The organism is Streptomyces similanensis, assembly GCF_039543625.1.
GTDB classification, from domain to species: Bacteria; Actinomycetota; Actinomycetes; order Streptomycetales; family Streptomycetaceae; genus Streptomyces; species Streptomyces similanensis.
On record NZ_BAABKC010000042.1, the window covers coordinates 13,435 to 28,933 of the forward strand.

The following is a 15,499-nucleotide window of genomic DNA, read 5'->3' on the forward strand; positions in this document are numbered from 1 at the left end:
CGGCGGCGGCCGTCACTCACCGCGCCACCAGCGCAGGAACCGCTGCCAGACGCCCGCCGGACGGTCCCGCGCACCCGCCGCGCCCGCCCCGGCGGGAGCCTCCCGCACCGGCGGCGGCTCCAGCAGGGTGCTCGGCACGGGCATGGTGCGCGGCCAGGGTGCGGAGGCGGCCGGAGGGCGCGGGCGCGGCGTGCCGGCCGCCGGGGTGTGCTCCGGGCCCGAGGGCGCGGCGAAGGCGCGAACCGTGCTGATGTCCCAGGCGGCGCGCTGCTGCGGGAGCGGCATCGGGGTGTGGCTCGGCTGCGACGTCACGTCCTGCTGCGGCCGCGGGCTGAACCGCACCGGCAGCTCCACCAGGTGCTGCGAGGCCATCGACTCCGTCCAGCGCAACTCCTCCTCGGGGCAGTCGAGCTGGAGGTCCGGCAGCCGCATCAGCAGCTTGTCTACGCCGACGTCGGCGATGGCCCGGCCGATGTCCTGGCCGGGGCACTCGTGCGGGCCGCCGCTGAAGGCCAGGTGGGAGCGGTTGCCCTGCATGTCGGCCGGCAGGTCGGGGCGCACCCGCGGATCGACGTTGGCCGGGGCGATGCCGAGCAGCAGCCCGTCGCCGCGCCGGATGCGCCGGCCGCCGAGTTCGGTGTCCTCCTTGGCGAAGTAGCCGAGGATGGTGCTGAACGGCGGCTCGTCCCACAGGGACTGCTCCACCGCCTGCGGCACCGTCATCTGGCCGCCGTTGAGCTGGGCGCGGAAGCCGGGGTCGGTGAGCACCCGGCGGATGGTGTTGGCCAGCAGGTTGGCGGTGGCCTCGTAGGAGGCGATGAGCACGACCCGCAGGTGGGCGCCGACCTCGTCGTCGCTCAGCCGGGCCGGGTCGGCGATGAGGTGGCTGGTGAAGTCGTCCGCCGGCTCGGCCCGGCGGCGCGCGGTGAGCCGGCGCAGACAGTCCATGACGTACTCGTTGCTGGCGATCGCGGTCTCGGTGCCCTTGAGCATGTCCCGGGCGGCCTGCACGATCCGGTCGTTGTACTCCTCGGGCATGCCGAGGATCTCGCACATCACCGCCATCGGCAGGTGCTCGGCGAACTGGTCGACGAGTTCGGCCCGGCCGCGTTCGCAGAACCGGTTGACCAGCCGCTGGGTGGCGCGGCCGATGTGCCGGCGCAGCCTGCGCGGATCGATGGTCGCCACGGCGCTGGTGACCGCGCCGCGCAGCCGCAGGTGCTCCTCGCCCTCGGCGTAGGAGCAGACCGGCTGCCAGGCGAAGTGCGGCATGAGCGGGTGGTCGGGCTTGACCCGGCCGTCCACGAGCGGGGTCCAGATCCGGCTGTCGCGGGTGAACTGCGAGGGCGTGCGCACCATGTGCAGGTTCTCCGCGTGGCCGAGGACCACCCAGATCGGTACGTCGTCGTGGAGCAGCACGGGCGCCACCGGGCCGTGCTCCTCGCGGAGCCGGCGGTACAGCGCGCGCAGGTCCCGCACCTCGTGGAGCCGGTACAGGCCCGTCGGTGCGACGGCGTGCGCGGGGCAGCCCGGGGGCGGCGCGGGGGTGAGGTCGTCCGGACCGGTCAGGGGGTGGGGTTCAGGCGTCACGGCGGTCGCTTTCGGGGCGAAAGGTTCGGGGCGAAAGGGGGGACGGCAGACGGGGGGGCTCAGCTGGGCGAGCCGGTCAGGGCGAGCGAGTGCAGGAAGCGGACCAGGGTCAGCAGGACGTCCCGGCTGGAGGCGCGGCGCCGTACGTCGCAGTCGACCATCGGGATGTTCTCGGCCAGGTCGAGCGCCTGGCGCAGTTCCGCGATCGGGTAACGGGGCGCGTCCGGGAAGGAGTTGACGGCCACGACGAAGGGCACGCCGCGCTCCTCCAGGCGGCCCATGACGTCGAAGCTGACCTCCAGGCGGCGCGTGTCGACCAGGACGACCGCGCCGAGCGCGCCTTCGAACAGGCCGTTCCACAGGAACCAGAAGCGCTGCTGGCCGGGGGTGCCGAAGAGGTAGAGCACCAGCTGTTCGGTGATGCTGATGCGGCCGAAGTCCATCGCCACGGTGGTGGCGGTCTTGGTCTCGGAGCCGTAGTTGTCGTCGATGCCGATGCCGGCCTGGGTCATGGTCTCCTCGGTGGTCAGCGGCCTGATCTCGCTGACCGAACCGACCATCGTGGTCTTGCCGACCCCGAAGCCGCCGACGATGACGATCTTCGCCGCGGCCTGGGCCGTGTGCGGCAGCTGGTCCTCGGTCCGGGGGCCGGGCAGGGGGTCAGAGCCGTTGAAGTCCATGCATCACCGCTTCGAGGAGGGATCGGTCGGGCACCGCCCGGCGGACGATGGGGGCGCGCGCCTGCACCAGTTCGGCCGCCAGCAGCTCGGTGATCAGGACCGTGATCGCGCTGAACGGCAGGCTGAGATAGGCCGACAGCTCGGCCGCGGACAGCGGGGCGGAGCACAGCCGCAGCAGTGCCGCCTGTTCGGGGCTGGCGGACGGGGGCGGCTCGGCGTGCGCCACGATCAGCGTCACCAGGTCGACGGCGGCGCGGGCGCCGTCCTCGTCCGCGCCGGCGACGACGTACAGCCGCTCGGGGTTCTTCTGCCGGCCGCCCTCGGCTCCTGCGGGCGGCGGCGGTTCCGGCGGGGGTGCGGGGCTGCGCCTCTGGCGCCGCGGAGGCGTCATACGGTCTGCCCGTTGCGGCGGGGCGGACTGGTCAGGTGGGCGCCGATGCGGACCACGAGGTCGCGCATGCGGGCGCTCATCATGCCGGGTTCGGTGCGGATGTCGGCGAGGACGGCGAGGTAGGCGTTGGCGCCGGCGGACATCAGGTAGAAGTAGCCGCCGTTGATCTCGATGACGACCAGCTTCATCCGCCCGTCGCTGCCCGGGATCTCGCCGGCCACCGCGGTCGCGAGGCTCTGCAGTCCGGCGCAGGCGGCGGCGACCCGGTCGGCGGCGTCGGGGTCGCCGCCGTAGCGGGCGATGCGCAGGCCGTCGGCGGAGAGCACCACGATCATCTCGATGCCCGGCACGCCGTCGTCGAGCTCCTTGAGCATCCAGTCGAAGTTGGCTCGCTGCTGGATCACTTGCGGTCCCCCTCGTCGTCGGCCTCGGCGCGGGCCGGCTTCTCGATCAGGTGCATGTAAGCGGTCGGGTTCTGGGTGAACGCGGTCGGGTCGGGCCCCGGGTTGTCCTTCTTCAGACCGTCCCAGAAGGCCTCGACCCACAGGCCGGGTTCGGGCTCGTCCTCGGCGGGCTCGGGTGCGGGCCGGGTCCACACGGACCGGCCCTGCGCCCGGGCCTCCTTCTCGGCGCGGTCGGCGGCGATCTGGTCGGCGATGAGCTGGCCGATCGGAACGGTGACCTTGCTGCGGCGCTGCGGCAGGCCGTTCTCGGTCCACTCGGTGACGACCGGGACGTCGTCCTCCATCGACACCGAGGCGGGGATGCGCGGGCTGGTGGGGCGGCGCTTCTTGGGGGCGCGCTTGGGGCCCTCCAGGGCGTCCGCGCCGGGCAGCGGGATGGAGGTGGCGCCGATGCCGTGGGCGAGGCCGGGCGCGGGGTCGGTGGTCATCATGTCGCTGGGCACCACCAGGACGGCGCGGACCCCGCCGTAGGCGGAGGGGCGCAGCGAGACCTGCATGTTGTACGCGGTGCACAGCCGGCCGACGACCGCGAGGCCGAGGCGGGGTTCGCCGCCGATGTCCTGGAGATCGACGCCGGCCTTGGCCTCCTCCAGCATCCGTTCGATCCGGCCGCGGGACTCCTCGTTGAGGTTGACGCCGCCGTCCTCGATCTCGATGGCGACGCCGCTCTGCACCTCGATGGCGGTGACGTGCACCTTGGTGTGCGGCGGGGAGTAGCGGGTGGCGTTGTCGAGGAGTTCGGCCGCGGCGTGGATGACCGGTTCGACGTCGGTTCCCTTGATGTTGACCTTGGCGATGGAGTGCAGCTCGATGCGCCGGTACTCCAGGATCCGGGACATGGCGCCGCGCAACACGCTGTAGAGGGTGACCGGGTTGGGCCACTGGCGGCCGGGGCGGCCGCCGCCGAGGACGGAGACGGAGTCGGCGAGGCGGCCGATCAGCGCGGTGCCGTGGTCGATGCGCAGCAGGTCGTCGAAGACCTCGGGGCTGCGGCCGTGGTCCTCCTCCATCTCGCGCAGTTCCGACGCCTGCTGGTGCACGATGGCCTGGACGCGGCGGGCGATGCTGACGAAGGAGCGCTGCGTAGAGTCACGCATGTTCTCCTCGTGGTCGACGATCTTGAGGATCATGCGCACCACGGCGCGCTGCGAGTCCGGGAGCCGGCACCACTCGGGGTCGCCGTCGATGAGGTCGCGGAAGACCTCGCGGGGGGTGTGACCGGTGCGCAGGTGGGCGACCGTGGCGGGCAGGATCTCGTCGGCGAGGTAGGTGATCTCCTCGTCGTGTCCGGCCAGGCGGCGTTCCAGGTACGCGGTCCGCCGGGCGTTCTGGGCCCGCTGCTCCCGGATGACGCGGCCGCGGCGGACGGCCTCGACCGCGGTGGCGAGCACGAGCAGGGTGGCGACGGCGCCGCAGCAGCCGACGGCGAGCCGGGCGGGTTCCGGCACCAGTGCGATGGCGGCGGCACAGGCCGCCGCCATCAGCAGGGTCGGCAGCGACAGCACGCGTGTATAGGGAAGTTCGCGGCCACCGGGGGGCGGTTGAACACTCACCATGTAAGCCCTCTGAGACGAATCGGCTGGGGTTCGGGGCAGCTTCCAGTGGGGTAGGTCATGGGACAGTCGGAATCTTCGGCATCCTTGGGATGTTTGCGAACAAGCGCCCGAATAAACCTCAACTCGGTGCGCTGCGGGCGAGCCTAGTCCGACCGGATCATCGCCGTGTCATATTCGGCAAGCACCTGAAACGGGGCACGGCGCAGGAGTACTCTCTGGGGTTTTACACGCTGCGATCCCGTTCGAACGCGGAGCGTGATCGCGCACGGGCGTGCGATTCCAACTCGCCGAAGCGGGTGAAGAACGGAAGCGGGGCGTGTCCTCACGGCTCCAGCCGTGAGGACACGCCCCGCTTCCCGGGTCCGCCGGGTGTCAGCCCACCGACGAGTAGGCGACCACTCCGCGCAGCAGTCCGTCGACCGCCTTGCGGGCGTTCTTCGCCACGGTCGAGTTCTCCGTGGGCGCCGCCGCCGAGATCTGGCCCAGCACGTCGATGACCTGCTTGCACCAGCGCACGAAGTCGCCGGCCGGCATCTCCGCCTCGCGCAGCACCTCGTCGAGCCCCTTGCCGGACGCCCATTCGTAGGCGGCCCAGGCGAAGCCGAGGTCGGGTTCGCGCTGGCCGACGCCCTCGGTCTGGCTGATCCGGAAGTCCTCCTCCAGCGCGTCGAGCCGGCCCCAGATCCGCACCGTCTCGCCGAGCGCCGCCTTGGCCTTGCCAGAGGGCACCTTGGGCGTCGCGGCGTCGTCGGAGACCCGGGCCTCGTAGACCAACGCCGACACGCACGCGGCCAGTTCGGCCGGACCCAGCCCCTCCCAGACGCGCTCGCGCAGGCACTCGCTGGCCAGCAGGTCGAGTTCGCCGTAGAGCCGGGCCAGGCGCCTGCCGTGCTCGGTCACCTCGTCGCCGCGCAGATAGTCCAGTTCGGTGAGCAGCGCGACGATCCGGTCGAAGGTGCGGGCGATGGTGTTCGTCCGGCCCTCGATGCGGTGCTCCAGCTGCTGGGTGTCGCGTCGCAGCCGGTGGTAGCGCTCGGCCCAGCGGGCGTGGTCCTCGCGGTCGTCGCACCCGTGGCACGGGTGGGCGCGCAGCGCGGTGCGCAGCCGGGCGATCTCCCGGTCGTCGGCCGCCTGGGAACGCCGCTTGCGGGCTCGCTCCGGCGGGATGTGCCCGGCCTTGGTGCGCAGCGCGGAGGCCAGGTCGCGCCGGGACTGCGGGGAGCGCGGGTTGAACGACTTGGGGATCCGCATCCGCTCCAGCGCCTCCACCGGCACCGGGAAGTCGATCGCCGCGAGCCGCTTGACCTGCCGCTCCGCGGTCAGGACCAGCGGGCGCGGGCCGTCCTGGTACTCCAGGCCGCGGTGGCCGTTGGAGCGGCCGGCCGGCAGCCCGGGGTCGAGGACCAGGGCCAGGCCCGCGTACTTGCCGGTGGGCACGTGGATGACGTCGCCGGGCTTGAGCTTCTCCAGCGCGACGGCGGCCTCGGCGCGTCGCTGCGAGGCGCCCTGCCGGGCCAGCTCCGTCTCGCGGTCCTTCAGCTCCCGGCGCAGCCCCATGTACGCGTCGAAGTCGCCGAGGTGGCAGGTCATCGACTCCTTGTAGCCCTCCAGCCCCTCCTCGTTGCGCTGCACCTGCCGGGAGATCCCGACCACCGACTTGTCGGCCTGGAACTGGGCGAAGGAGGTCTCCAGCAGCTCGCGGGAGCGGTGCCGGCCGAACTGCTCGACCAGGTTGACCGCCATGTTGTACGACGGCTTGAAGCTGGAGCGCAGCGGATAGGTGCGGGTGCCGGCCAGTCCCGCCAGGTGGTCGGGGTTCATGCCGCGCTGCCACAGGACCACCGCGTGGCCCTCCACGTCGATGCCGCGGCGTCCGGCCCGGCCGGTGAGCTGCGTGTACTCGCCGGGGGTGATGTCGGCGTGCTGCTCGCCGTTCCACTTGACGAGCTTCTCCAGCACCACCGAGCGGGCGGGCATGTTGATGCCGAGGGCCAGGGTCTCGGTGGCGAAGACCGCCTTGACCAGGCCGCGCACGAACAGCTCCTCGACGACCTCCTTGAAGGTCGGCAGCATGCCCGCGTGGTGGGCGGCGATGCCGCGCTCCAGGCCCTCCAGCCATTCGTAGTAGCCGAGGACGTGCAGGTCCTCGCGCGGGATGGCGGCCGTGCGCTCCTCGACCAGGGCGCGCACCTGCTCGCGCGCCTCCTCGTCGTTGAGCCTGAGGCCCGCGTACAGGCACTGCTGGACGGCGGCCTCGCAGGCGGCGCGGCTGAAGATGAAGGTGATCGCGGGCAGCAGGCCCTCGGCGTCCAGCCGCTCGATGACCTCGGGGCGGCTCGGCGTCCAGATCCGGGAGCGCTGGCGGCGTTCGCGCTCGCGGTCCGCCTCGCGCATGGCCCGGCCGCGCCTGCGGTCCTGGTAGGACGGGCGGCTGGCCTCCATGCGGGCCAGCCGGGTGAGGTCGGGGTTGACGGCCCGCCGGTGGCCCTCGCCCTCCTCGAACAGGTCGTACATCCGGCGTCCGGCCAGCACGTGCTGGAACAGCGGCACCGGCCGGTGCTCGGCGACGATCACCTGGGTGTCGCCGCGGACGGTGTCCAGCCAGTCGCCGAACTCCTCGGCGTTGGACACCGTCGCCGACAGCGACACCAGGGTCACCGACTCGGGCAGGTGGATGATCACTTCCTCCCAGACCGCGCCGCGGAAGCGGTCGGAGAGGTAGTGCACCTCGTCCATCACCACGTAGCCGAGGCCGAGCAGGGTCTGGGAGCCGGCGTAGAGCATGTTCCGCAGCACCTCGGTGGTCATCACGACCACGGGGGCGTCGGAGTTGACGCTGTTGTCGCCGGTGAGCAGGCCCACCTTGCCGCTGCCGTAGCGGCGGCACAGGTCGGAGTACTTCTGGTTGGACAGCGCCTTGATGGGCGTCGTGTAGAAGCACTTGCGGCCCTGCTGGAGGGCGAGGTGGACGGCGAACTCGCCCACGATCGTCTTGCCGGAGCCGGTGGGCGCGGCGACCAGCACGCCCTTGCCCTCCTCCAGGGCCTGGCAGGCCTCGATCTGGAAGGGGTCGAGGCCGAAGTCGTACATCTCGCGGAAGCCCGCGAGCGCGGTGGCCTGCTCGACAGCTCGCCTGCGCGCTGCCGCGTACCGCTCGGCCGGTGAGAGATCCTCTGTCATCGTGCTTTCGAGCGTACCGGGCCGCACTGACAACAGGACGATCAATATCGCGATCGTCCCGCTCGGCCGGACACGCCGGAGGCCGGCCGCTCGGGGTGGCGAGCGGCCGGCCTCCGGGGGCCGACGGGGGGCGGCCGTCCGCGGGACGTGGCGCGGGCGGCGCGGACCGTGGCTCAGGTCACGTCGTCGTAGCCGTTGACGCGGTCGCCGCTGCTTTGCTCGGGCAGGGCGCGGGTGGCGCCGACGGACTCGATCTCGCCGATGTCCTCGGGGGTGAGGTCCAGCTCGGACGCCTCGTCGTCGGCCGGTCCCGCCGCGTCCCGGCGGCGCTTGCGGCCGTCGTTGAGCAGCGAGAAGACGACGGCGCCGAAGTACAGCACCCAGATCGGCCCGGCGAGCGCCAGCATCGAGACCGGGTCGGTGCTGGGCGTGGCGACGGCCGCGAAGACGGTGATGCCGAGGATCATGCCGCGCCACCAGCCGAGCATGCGCCGGCCGGTCAGGATGCCGGTCAGGTTGAGCATGATCAGCAGCAGCGGCAGCTCGAAGGAGAGGCCGAAGACGACCACCATGCGCGTCACCAGCTGGAGCAGGTCGTCCAGCGGCAGCAGGTTGTTCACGTTGGCGGGCGTGAACTGGAGGAGCACCTTCGCCGTGGTGGGCAGCACCTTGTAGGCGAAGAACGCGCCGCCGAGGAAGAGCGGGACGCCGGTGCCGACGAACGCGTAGGCGTACTTCTTCTCGTGCTTGTGCAGGCCCGGGGCGACGAACGCCCACAGCTGGTACAGCCAGACCGGCGAGGCGAAGACGACACCGGCCATCAGGGAGACCTGGAGGGCCATGGTGAAGGGCGCCAGCAGACCGTTGATCGTGATCTGCGCGCACTTGGCCGAGTCGCCGGGGTCGGCGGGGGCCGGCGCGTTCGCCAGCTCCTGGAACGTCCTTCCGCAGCCGACCGAGCGCAGGATCGGCTCGGTCAGGAAGTTGATGATGTCGTAGTAGAAGAAGGCGGCGACGATCGTGACCAAGACGATGGCCAGCAACGCCTTCGCGAGCCGGTTGCGGAGCTCACGAAGGTGATCCGCGAGAGGCATCCGCCCCTCGGGATCCCTCTCCTTCTTGCGGGCAGGCTTGAGCAACCCACGTCCTCATCTCGTGCGGCAGGCCGGAGGGGTCCGGCCGTGCGTCAGCGCTGGGTGGTGTCCGACGGCTCGCTGACCGGGCGCGCGCTCGTCACGTCGCCGGGGGCGGCCTTGATGGTGCGCTGCGCGGGGGGCTGCTCGTCGCCGGCGGGCGGCGGCGGGGCGGCGGAGGTGCGGCCCTCCTCCTTCATCGCCTTGGCCTCGCTCTTGAGGATGCGGGCGGACTTGCCGAGCGAGCGCGCCATGTCCGGAAGCTTCTTCGCGCCGAACAGCAGGATGATGACGACGAGGATGAGAATGATCTCGGGGGCTCCGAGCCTTCCGAACATAAGTCTTTACCTTCTCACCGAGGCGGCTGGGTGGGATGCTGTCCGATCCGCCGGACATGCGTCCGCGCGGTCGTTCTGGCAGCGATCGTAACGCTCAGGGGTGAACACGAGGCAATCCCCGGGCGTACTCCCGTCCGCGGTCCGGGCCTCGTTCTCCGGTCCGCCCGAGCAGCGTACCTGCCCGGGCCGACGGCGTGACAGGTGCGAAGCCGTCCGCCGCGCGCGGCGTCGGGCCGGGCGCGCGATGCCCGCAGGGATCGGGTCCGCGGCGACCGGAGGGCACGGGTCCGCGGCAGTGGCCGCGTTCACAGCGCGTCCGCGGCCCGGGCGGCGCTCAGCGACGCCCGTTCCAGCTCCTCGGCGGCCCGGCTGATCCGGCTCGCCGACTCCGAGACCTGCCGGCCGAGGCGGCGCGCCTCCACGAAGACGCGGACGGCGAACACACCGAGCACGGCGAGACCCAGGAACCCCGCGGCTACCGCGAGCATCGGCCAGAACATGCCCCGAGCCTAGACCGTCGGGTGCAGGCGCAGTGTGCTGACCCCACCGCCGGTGAGCAGCTCCACGATCCGCTCCCCGGCCGGCTTGCGGACGGCGGCCCCGCAGTCGGGGCAGGTGAACGAGTAGAAGGTGGTGCGGCTGCTGGCGCCGATGGCCAGCCGCAGCGCGCTCGCGCCCAGCTCGAAGCTGCCCCGGCAGTCTGGGCAGCCGGCGCGGAACACCACCGGGGCGACGCCGCGCATCCCGGCGAACGCGGCCGCGACCGACATCCCGGCCACCCCGGTCGTCGCCGACTCGCTCACAGTGCCCGCTCCTGCCTGTCGTGCGCCGCCCGGCCGGCCGCGGCGCCCGGCGCCACCGGGGCCGGGGCGGCCGCCGCGGTCCCCGTCTCCTCGGCGTCGACGCCGTCGTAGGCCGCCAGCGCCTCGTGGGCCGCCTGCCGGGCGCTGTCGGCCAGCTCGCGCGGCGCGACGATCCGGCCGTCGCGGCCCAGCCGCAGCGCCAGGCGTCTGAGGGAGGCCGGGTCGGGGGTGCGCAAGGTGATGCGCAGCCCGCCGTCGGGAAGCTCGTCGGCGCTGTCGTGCGGGTAGTACTCGGCGACCCAGCGGCCGCCGGGGCCGACCTCCACGACGACCTCCGGGTCCTCGGCCGCGGGCTGCACCAGCGCCTCGGACAGGTCGCGCAGCTCCACCTCGGGCGGCGCCGACGGCTCGTCCAGGATCCTGATCTCGGCGACCCGGTCCAGCCGGAAGGTGCGGCGCGCCTCCGAGCGGCGGCACCAGGCCTCGACATACGTGTGTCCCACGCTGACCAGACGGATGGGGTCGATCTCGCGTTCGGTGACCTCGTCGCGGGCGGGCGAGTAGTAGCGGATCCACAGCCGGCGGCGCTCGGAGATGGCCCGGTCGACGTCGGCGAAGACACCGCCCTCGGACTCGAAGGTCACCGACAGGCGGGAGCTGGCGCCCGCCGCCTCGCCGGCCGCGGTCTCGACCTTGGCCGTGGCCCGCAGCAGCGCCTGCCGGTCGCTCTCCCGCAGTCCCGGCAGGGTGGCCACCGCGCGGGCGGCCACCAGCAGGGCGGTCGCCTCGTCGGCGGCCAGCCGCAGCGGCTCGGCGGCGTCCGCGCCGAGCGCCGCCGGGTTGTGCCACCAGATGCGCTCGCCGTCGGTGTCGATGTCCAGCAGGTCGCCGCCGCGGAAGCTGGTGCCGCACATGGGCAGCACGTCGAGGTCGGAGACCAGCTCGTCCTCGGTGATGCCGAAGGCGCGCGCCACGTCCTCGATCCGCGCGCCGGGCCGCTCCCTGAGGTACGTCACCAGGGAGAGCATCCGCCGGGTCTGGTCGATGGCGTTCGCGGGCCTGACCGGTTTGCCTGCCACAGTGTTGCTCGCTCCCCCTCAGCCCTTGGCCACGGCACGCAGCCGGTCCACCACGTCGGCCCGCAGCTCGGCGGGCTCCAGGACCACCACGTCCGGTCCGAACTCCACCAGCCAGGCGTCCAGCCCGTGCCCGTACGGGATCTCCAACTCGTCCCAGCCCCCGCCCAGTTCCCGTACGGCGGTGGCCTTGGCGCGCAGCGGGTAGCCGGCGCCGGAGCGCAGCCTGATCCGCGCGCTGCGGTCGGCGATCTCGCCGGCCCAGCCCGCCACGGTCTCCCGGACGGTGACGACGTCGGGCACCGGCGCGGTGAAGGCGGCGCCGCGCGAGCGGACCTTGCCGGTGATCCGGGACAGCCGGAACACCCGCTCGGCACCGCGGTCGCGGTCGAAGCCGGCCAGGTACCAGTGGCCGCGCCAGCACTCCAGCGCCCACGGCTCGACGTGCCGGGTCTCGGGGCGGGCGGCGTTGGACTTGCGGTAGTCGAAGGCGACCGGGCGGCGGTCGCGGCAGGCCAGCATCAGCGGCTCGAAGGCGGCCTCGTGCACCGGGATGCGCGGCTCCAGGGCGCCGTGCGCCTCGAACGGGTCGACGTCCGCCGGCAGCCCGGCCGCGCGCAGCTTCTGCAGGGCGCCGCTGGCGGCGCCGGCCAGCCGGGCCTGCTGCCAGACCTTGGCGGCCAGGCCCAGGGCGGCGGCCTCCTCGGCGTCCAGGGTGATGGGCGGCAGCCGGTTGCTGTCCCGGCGGGCCAGGTAGCCGATCTCGCCGTCCAGGCTCTCCACGGTCTCGATGACCAGGCCGAGCTCCCGCAGATCGTCCTTGTCCCGCTCGAACATGCGGTTGAAGGAGTCGTCGCCGGCGCCCGCTCCCCTGCCCGGTCCGGCGGCCTCCACGTAGGCCTCGACGGAGTCGCGCAGCTCGCGCTTGCTGAGCGGCCGGCGCGTACCGAGCAGGCACAGCGCCAGGTTCATCAGCCGCTCGGCCTTGGCAATGGCCATCGGTGCCCTTCGCCTTCCTCATGGTCCCTACGACGCCCGACCGTACCGCCCCGCGCCGTGCCGGCGAAAGCCGAGGGCCCACGCCGGACAGGCGTGGGCCCCAGGTGATCGGATCCGGTCCGACTCCGCTCCGGGATCAGACCCCGAGCAGGTCGACCACGAAGATCAGGGTCTCACCGGGCTTGATCGCCGGGGTGGGGCTCTGGTCGCCGTAGGCGAGGTGCGCCGGGATGGTCAGCTGGCGGCGGCCGCCGACCTTCATGCCCTGCACGCCCTGGTCCCAGCCCTTGATGACGCGTCCGCCGCCCAGCGGGAAGCGGAACGGAGTGCCCCGGTTCCAGCTGGCGTCGAACTCCTCGCCGGTGCTGAAGGCGACGCCCACGTAATGGACGGTGACGTTCTGGCCGGCCTTCGCCTCGGGCCCGTCGCCCTCCCAGATGTCCTTGATCTCGAGGTCCGCCGGGGGCTCGCCGCCCGGGAAGTCGATCTCGGGCTTGTCGATGCTCACGTCTTAACGCTCCTGCTCGTGTACGACACGTGACGCGGACAGTCTTTCATCCCCGCCCACCCGGTGCCCGCGCCGCCGGGTCGCGCAGCGTGGCGCGCTACATCGCCGCCAGGATGTCCACCGAGAAGACCAGCGTGGAGTCCTTCTTGATGCCGCTGTCCGGCGGCGGGTTGTCGCCGTAGCCGTCGGCCGGCGGGATCACGATCAGGACCCGGCTGCCGACCTTCTTGCCGGTCAGCCCCTGCGCCCAGCCCTTGACGACCTGCTGGAGCGAGAAGGAGGTCAGGGCCTTGCGGCCGTAGGTCGAGTCGAACTCCTTGCCGCCGTCCCACAGCACGCCCTTGTACTGGACCAGCACGGTGCTGTCCGCCTTGACCGCCGGGCCGTCGCCCTCGATGACGTACTCGGAGACCAGCTTCTTGGGGGCGGCGGTCTTCGGGAGGGTGATCTCGGGGGCGCTGCCGTCGGTGGCGGTGCCCACGGTCGGCAGGGCGGCGTCCTTCTTCTGCACCGTCCGGCCCTTGGCCGAGCTCTTGGCGTTGAAGGCGTCCTGCACGTCGACGACGAAGACCAGGGTGTCGGTGCCCTTGATGCCCGCCTGGGAGTTGCCCTGCGTGCCGTATCCCCAGGTGGGCGGCACCGCGAACTGCACCCGGCTGCCGACCTTCTTCCCGGTGAGCGCGTAGCGCCAGCCGTCGATGATCGTGCCCTGGGCGAGCTGGATGAGCAGCGGCGCCTTGCGGTCGTAGGAGTTGTCGAAGACCTTGGCGCTGTCCCAGATCTGGCCCAGGTAGTGCGCCTGGACGTAGTCGTTCTCCGCCAGGGTGCGGCCGCCGCCCGCGATCACCGTCTTGACGGCGAGGTCCTTGGAGGGCCGGCCGCTGCCCTTGGCGACGGTCGGCTTCTCGCCGAACTTGGCGCCCGAGGTGATGGCCGGCAGTGGTCCGGAGACGATCTTCGGCGGGGGCGGGGCGGAGGTGGCCGTGGCCGACGGCGACGACGAGGGGGCCGGGGAGGCGCTGTCGCTGGTCTTGCCCGAGTCGGACTTGTCGCTGCCGCAGGCGGCCAGCGTGACCAGTCCCGCGGGTACGGAAATCAGTAGAGAGCGTCGGCGCACGGTGGGGGCCTCGTAATCGGTCGGTCCTGTGGGTTGGCGTGCGCGCTACCTTACTGACGATCAGCCGCCGAAACCGGCTGCGGCCCGCACCGGTTTCGGCCGGAGGCGGGAGGACCGCCGCACCCGACGACCGCGTACGCCGCTCCGTACGCCGGCTCCGCGACCGGGTGAAGCGGGCCGGCGGGCGATGCGGGCGCGCGAAGGGCGCCGTACGCGGGGGGCGTACGGCGCCCGTGCGGTGTTCCCGCAGGTTGTGCGGTGTCCCGTTCGCACCGCGTACCGCTCGGGCCGCGGTCACATTCCGGCGATGAGCTTCTCCACCCGGTCGTCCACCGAACGGAACGGGTCCTTGCACAACACGGTCCGCTGCGCCTGGTCGTTGAGCTTCAGGTGCACCCAGTCGACGGTGAAGTCCCGGCGCTGTTCCTGGGCCCGCCGGATGAAGTCGCCGCGCAGTCGCGCCCGAGTGGTCTGCGGCGGGACCGACTTGCCCTCGAAGATCTTCAAGTCGTTGCAGATCCGGGTGGCTTGGCCCTTCTTCTCCAGCAGGTAGTACAGGCCGCGGCGGCGGTGGATGTCGTGGTAGGCGAGGTCTATCTGGGCGACCCGCGGATGCGACATCGTCATGTTGTGCTTGGCCCGGTACCGCTCGATGAGCTGGTACTTCATCACCCAGTCGATCTCGGTGCCGATCCGGTCGAGGTCCTCGGCCTCGATCGCGTCCAGCGTGCGGCCCCACAGCTCCAGCACCCGCTCCACGGTGCCGGTGCGGATGCCGCGGCGCTCGCAGAAGTCCACGGCCTTCTCGTAGTACTCGCGCTGCACCTCCAGTGCCGAGGCCTCCCGGCCGCTGGCCAGGCGCACCTTGCGGCGGCCGGTGATGTCGTGGCTGACCTCGCGGATGGCCCGGATCGGGTTCTCCAGGGTGAGGTCGCGCATCACCGTGCCCGCCTCGATCATCCGCAGCACCAGGTCGGTGGCGCCGACCTTCAGCAGCATCGTCGTCTCGGACATGTTCGAGTCGCCGACGATGACGTGCAGCCGCCGGTAGCGCTCGGCGTCGGCGTGCGGTTCGTCGCGGGTGTTGATGATCGGCCGCGACCGGGTGGTAGCCGAGGAGACGCCCTCCCAGATGTGCTCCGCCCGCTGGCTCACGCAGTAGACGGCGCCGCGCGGCGTCTGCAGGACCTTGCCCGCGCCGCACAGCAGCTGCCGGGTGACCAGGAACGGGATGAGGATGTCCGCGAGCCGGGAGAACTCCCCGTGCCGGGCCACCAGATAGTTCTCGTGGCAGCCGTAGGAGTTTCCCGCCGAGTCGGTGTTGTTCTTGAAGAGGTAGACGTCGCCCGCGATTCCCTCCTCGTGCAGGCGTCGTTCCGCGTCTACCAGGAGTCCTTCGAGAATGCGCTCGCCGGCCTTGTCGTGGGTGACCAGTTCGATCACATTGTCACATTCGGGTGTGGCGTATTCCGGATGTGACCCCACGTCGAGATAGAGCCGGGCGCCGTTTCGCAGAAAGACATTGCTGCTGCGGCCCCATGACACGACACGGCGGAAGAGGTACCGCGCCACCTCGTCAGGCGACAGGCGGCGCTGTCCCCTGAACGTGCACGTGACGCCGTACTCGTTCTCCAGCCCGAAAATGCGGCGGTCCATGACTGAAC

General features: G+C 72.0%; 15 protein-coding genes. All 15 read right to left on the reverse strand.

Features of this window, described 5'->3' with window-relative positions:
- Positions 1 to 12: 12 nt before the first annotated feature.
- Positions 13 to 1,590: a cytochrome P450 gene (locus ABEB07_RS13640; protein ID WP_345668563.1), complete on the reverse strand. Its 1,578-nt coding sequence runs from the start codon at positions 1,588 to 1,590 to the stop codon at positions 13 to 15.
- Positions 1,591 to 1,649: 59 nt separating this feature from the next.
- Complete coding sequence (locus ABEB07_RS13645) at positions 1,650 to 2,270, reverse strand: GTP-binding protein (protein ID WP_345668564.1); 621 nt, start codon at positions 2,268 to 2,270, stop codon at positions 1,650 to 1,652.
- Positions 2,251 to 2,661, reverse strand: a complete 411-nt coding sequence (locus ABEB07_RS13650; protein ID WP_176148321.1) for a DUF742 domain-containing protein — start codon at positions 2,659 to 2,661, stop codon at positions 2,251 to 2,253. Before ABEB07_RS13650 ends, ABEB07_RS13645 begins: the two co-directional genes overlap by 20 nt.
- The gene (locus ABEB07_RS13655; RefSeq protein WP_009187722.1) at positions 2,658 to 3,065 is read right to left on the reverse strand and encodes a roadblock/LC7 domain-containing protein; all 408 of its coding nucleotides are present in this window, start codon (positions 3,063 to 3,065) and stop codon (positions 2,658 to 2,660) included. Before ABEB07_RS13655 ends, ABEB07_RS13650 begins: the two co-directional genes overlap by 4 nt.
- Positions 3,062 to 4,681 carry a sensor histidine kinase gene (locus tag ABEB07_RS13660; protein WP_345668565.1) on the reverse strand — a complete coding sequence of 540 codons (1,620 nt, stop codon included), beginning with the start codon at positions 4,679 to 4,681 and terminating at the stop codon, positions 3,062 to 3,064. The genes ABEB07_RS13655 and ABEB07_RS13660 overlap by 4 nt, the downstream gene beginning before the upstream one ends.
- Positions 4,682 to 5,053: 372 nt before the next feature.
- Positions 5,054 to 7,906, reverse strand: coding sequence for a DEAD/DEAH box helicase (locus ABEB07_RS13665; protein ID WP_345668566.1), 2,853 nt, complete (start codon positions 7,904 to 7,906; stop codon positions 5,054 to 5,056).
- Between the two features lie 128 nt (positions 7,907 to 8,034).
- Positions 8,035 to 9,000 carry a twin-arginine translocase subunit TatC gene (gene tatC, locus ABEB07_RS13670; protein ID WP_345668567.1) on the reverse strand — a complete coding sequence of 322 codons (966 nt, stop codon included), beginning with the start codon at positions 8,998 to 9,000 and terminating at the stop codon, positions 8,035 to 8,037.
- Positions 9,001 to 9,047: 47 nt separating this feature from the next.
- A complete protein-coding gene (tatA, locus tag ABEB07_RS13675) occupies positions 9,048 to 9,332 on the reverse strand; it encodes a Sec-independent protein translocase subunit TatA (RefSeq protein ID WP_164583660.1) in 285 nt (94 codons plus the stop codon).
- A gap of 305 nt (positions 9,333 to 9,637) precedes the next feature.
- Positions 9,638 to 9,832 (reverse strand): hypothetical protein, encoded by a 195-nt coding sequence (locus ABEB07_RS13680; RefSeq protein WP_176148325.1) that lies wholly within the window; start codon positions 9,830 to 9,832, stop codon positions 9,638 to 9,640.
- Positions 9,833 to 9,841: 9 nt separating this feature from the next.
- On the reverse strand, positions 9,842 to 10,135 hold the full coding sequence (locus tag ABEB07_RS13685) for a hypothetical protein (protein ID WP_345668568.1): 294 nt from the start codon (positions 10,133 to 10,135) through the stop codon (positions 9,842 to 9,844).
- Complete coding sequence (locus tag ABEB07_RS13690) at positions 10,132 to 11,214, reverse strand: helix-turn-helix transcriptional regulator (protein ID WP_345668569.1); 1,083 nt, start codon at positions 11,212 to 11,214, stop codon at positions 10,132 to 10,134. The genes ABEB07_RS13685 and ABEB07_RS13690 overlap by 4 nt, the downstream gene beginning before the upstream one ends.
- A gap of 18 nt (positions 11,215 to 11,232) precedes the next feature.
- Complete coding sequence (locus tag ABEB07_RS13695; protein ID WP_345668571.1) at positions 11,233 to 12,210, reverse strand: helix-turn-helix transcriptional regulator; 978 nt, start codon at positions 12,208 to 12,210, stop codon at positions 11,233 to 11,235.
- 136 nt (positions 12,211 to 12,346) lie between these two features.
- Positions 12,347 to 12,718, reverse strand: a complete 372-nt coding sequence (locus ABEB07_RS13700; RefSeq protein ID WP_176148327.1) for an FKBP-type peptidyl-prolyl cis-trans isomerase — start codon at positions 12,716 to 12,718, stop codon at positions 12,347 to 12,349.
- Between the two features lie 97 nt (positions 12,719 to 12,815).
- Positions 12,816 to 13,835 carry an FKBP-type peptidyl-prolyl cis-trans isomerase gene (locus tag ABEB07_RS13705; RefSeq protein WP_345668572.1) on the reverse strand — a complete coding sequence of 340 codons (1,020 nt, stop codon included), beginning with the start codon at positions 13,833 to 13,835 and terminating at the stop codon, positions 12,816 to 12,818.
- 294 nt (positions 13,836 to 14,129) lie between these two features.
- Entirely contained in the window at positions 14,130 to 15,491 is a 1,362-nt protein-coding gene (gene pafA / locus ABEB07_RS13710) for a Pup--protein ligase (protein WP_164587778.1), read from the reverse strand.
- Between the last annotated feature and the right edge of the window lie 8 nt (positions 15,492 to 15,499).

What these genes read in the sequence shown, in the direction of transcription:
- ABEB07_RS13645 (WP_345668564.1), bottom strand. Translation starts at nt 2,270, where the DNA reads ATGGACTTCAACGGCTCTGACCCCCTGCCCGGCCCCCGGACCGAGGAC.
- ABEB07_RS13650 (WP_176148321.1), bottom strand. Translation starts at nt 2,661, where the DNA reads ATGACGCCTCCGCGGCGCCAGAGGCGCAGCCCCGCACCCCCGCCGGAA.
- ABEB07_RS13660 (WP_345668565.1), bottom strand. Translation starts at nt 4,681, where the DNA reads ATGGTGAGTGTTCAACCGCCCCCCGGTGGCCGCGAACTTCCCTATACA.
- tatA (WP_164583660.1), bottom strand. Translation starts at nt 9,332, where the DNA reads ATGTTCGGAAGGCTCGGAGCCCCCGAGATCATTCTCATCCTCGTCGTC.
- ABEB07_RS13680 (WP_176148325.1), bottom strand. Translation starts at nt 9,832, where the DNA reads ATGTTCTGGCCGATGCTCGCGGTAGCCGCGGGGTTCCTGGGTCTCGCC.
- ABEB07_RS13695 (WP_345668571.1), bottom strand. Translation starts at nt 12,210, where the DNA reads ATGGCCATTGCCAAGGCCGAGCGGCTGATGAACCTGGCGCTGTGCCTG.
- pafA (WP_164587778.1), bottom strand. Translation starts at nt 15,491, where the DNA reads ATGGACCGCCGCATTTTCGGGCTGGAGAACGAGTACGGCGTCACGTGC.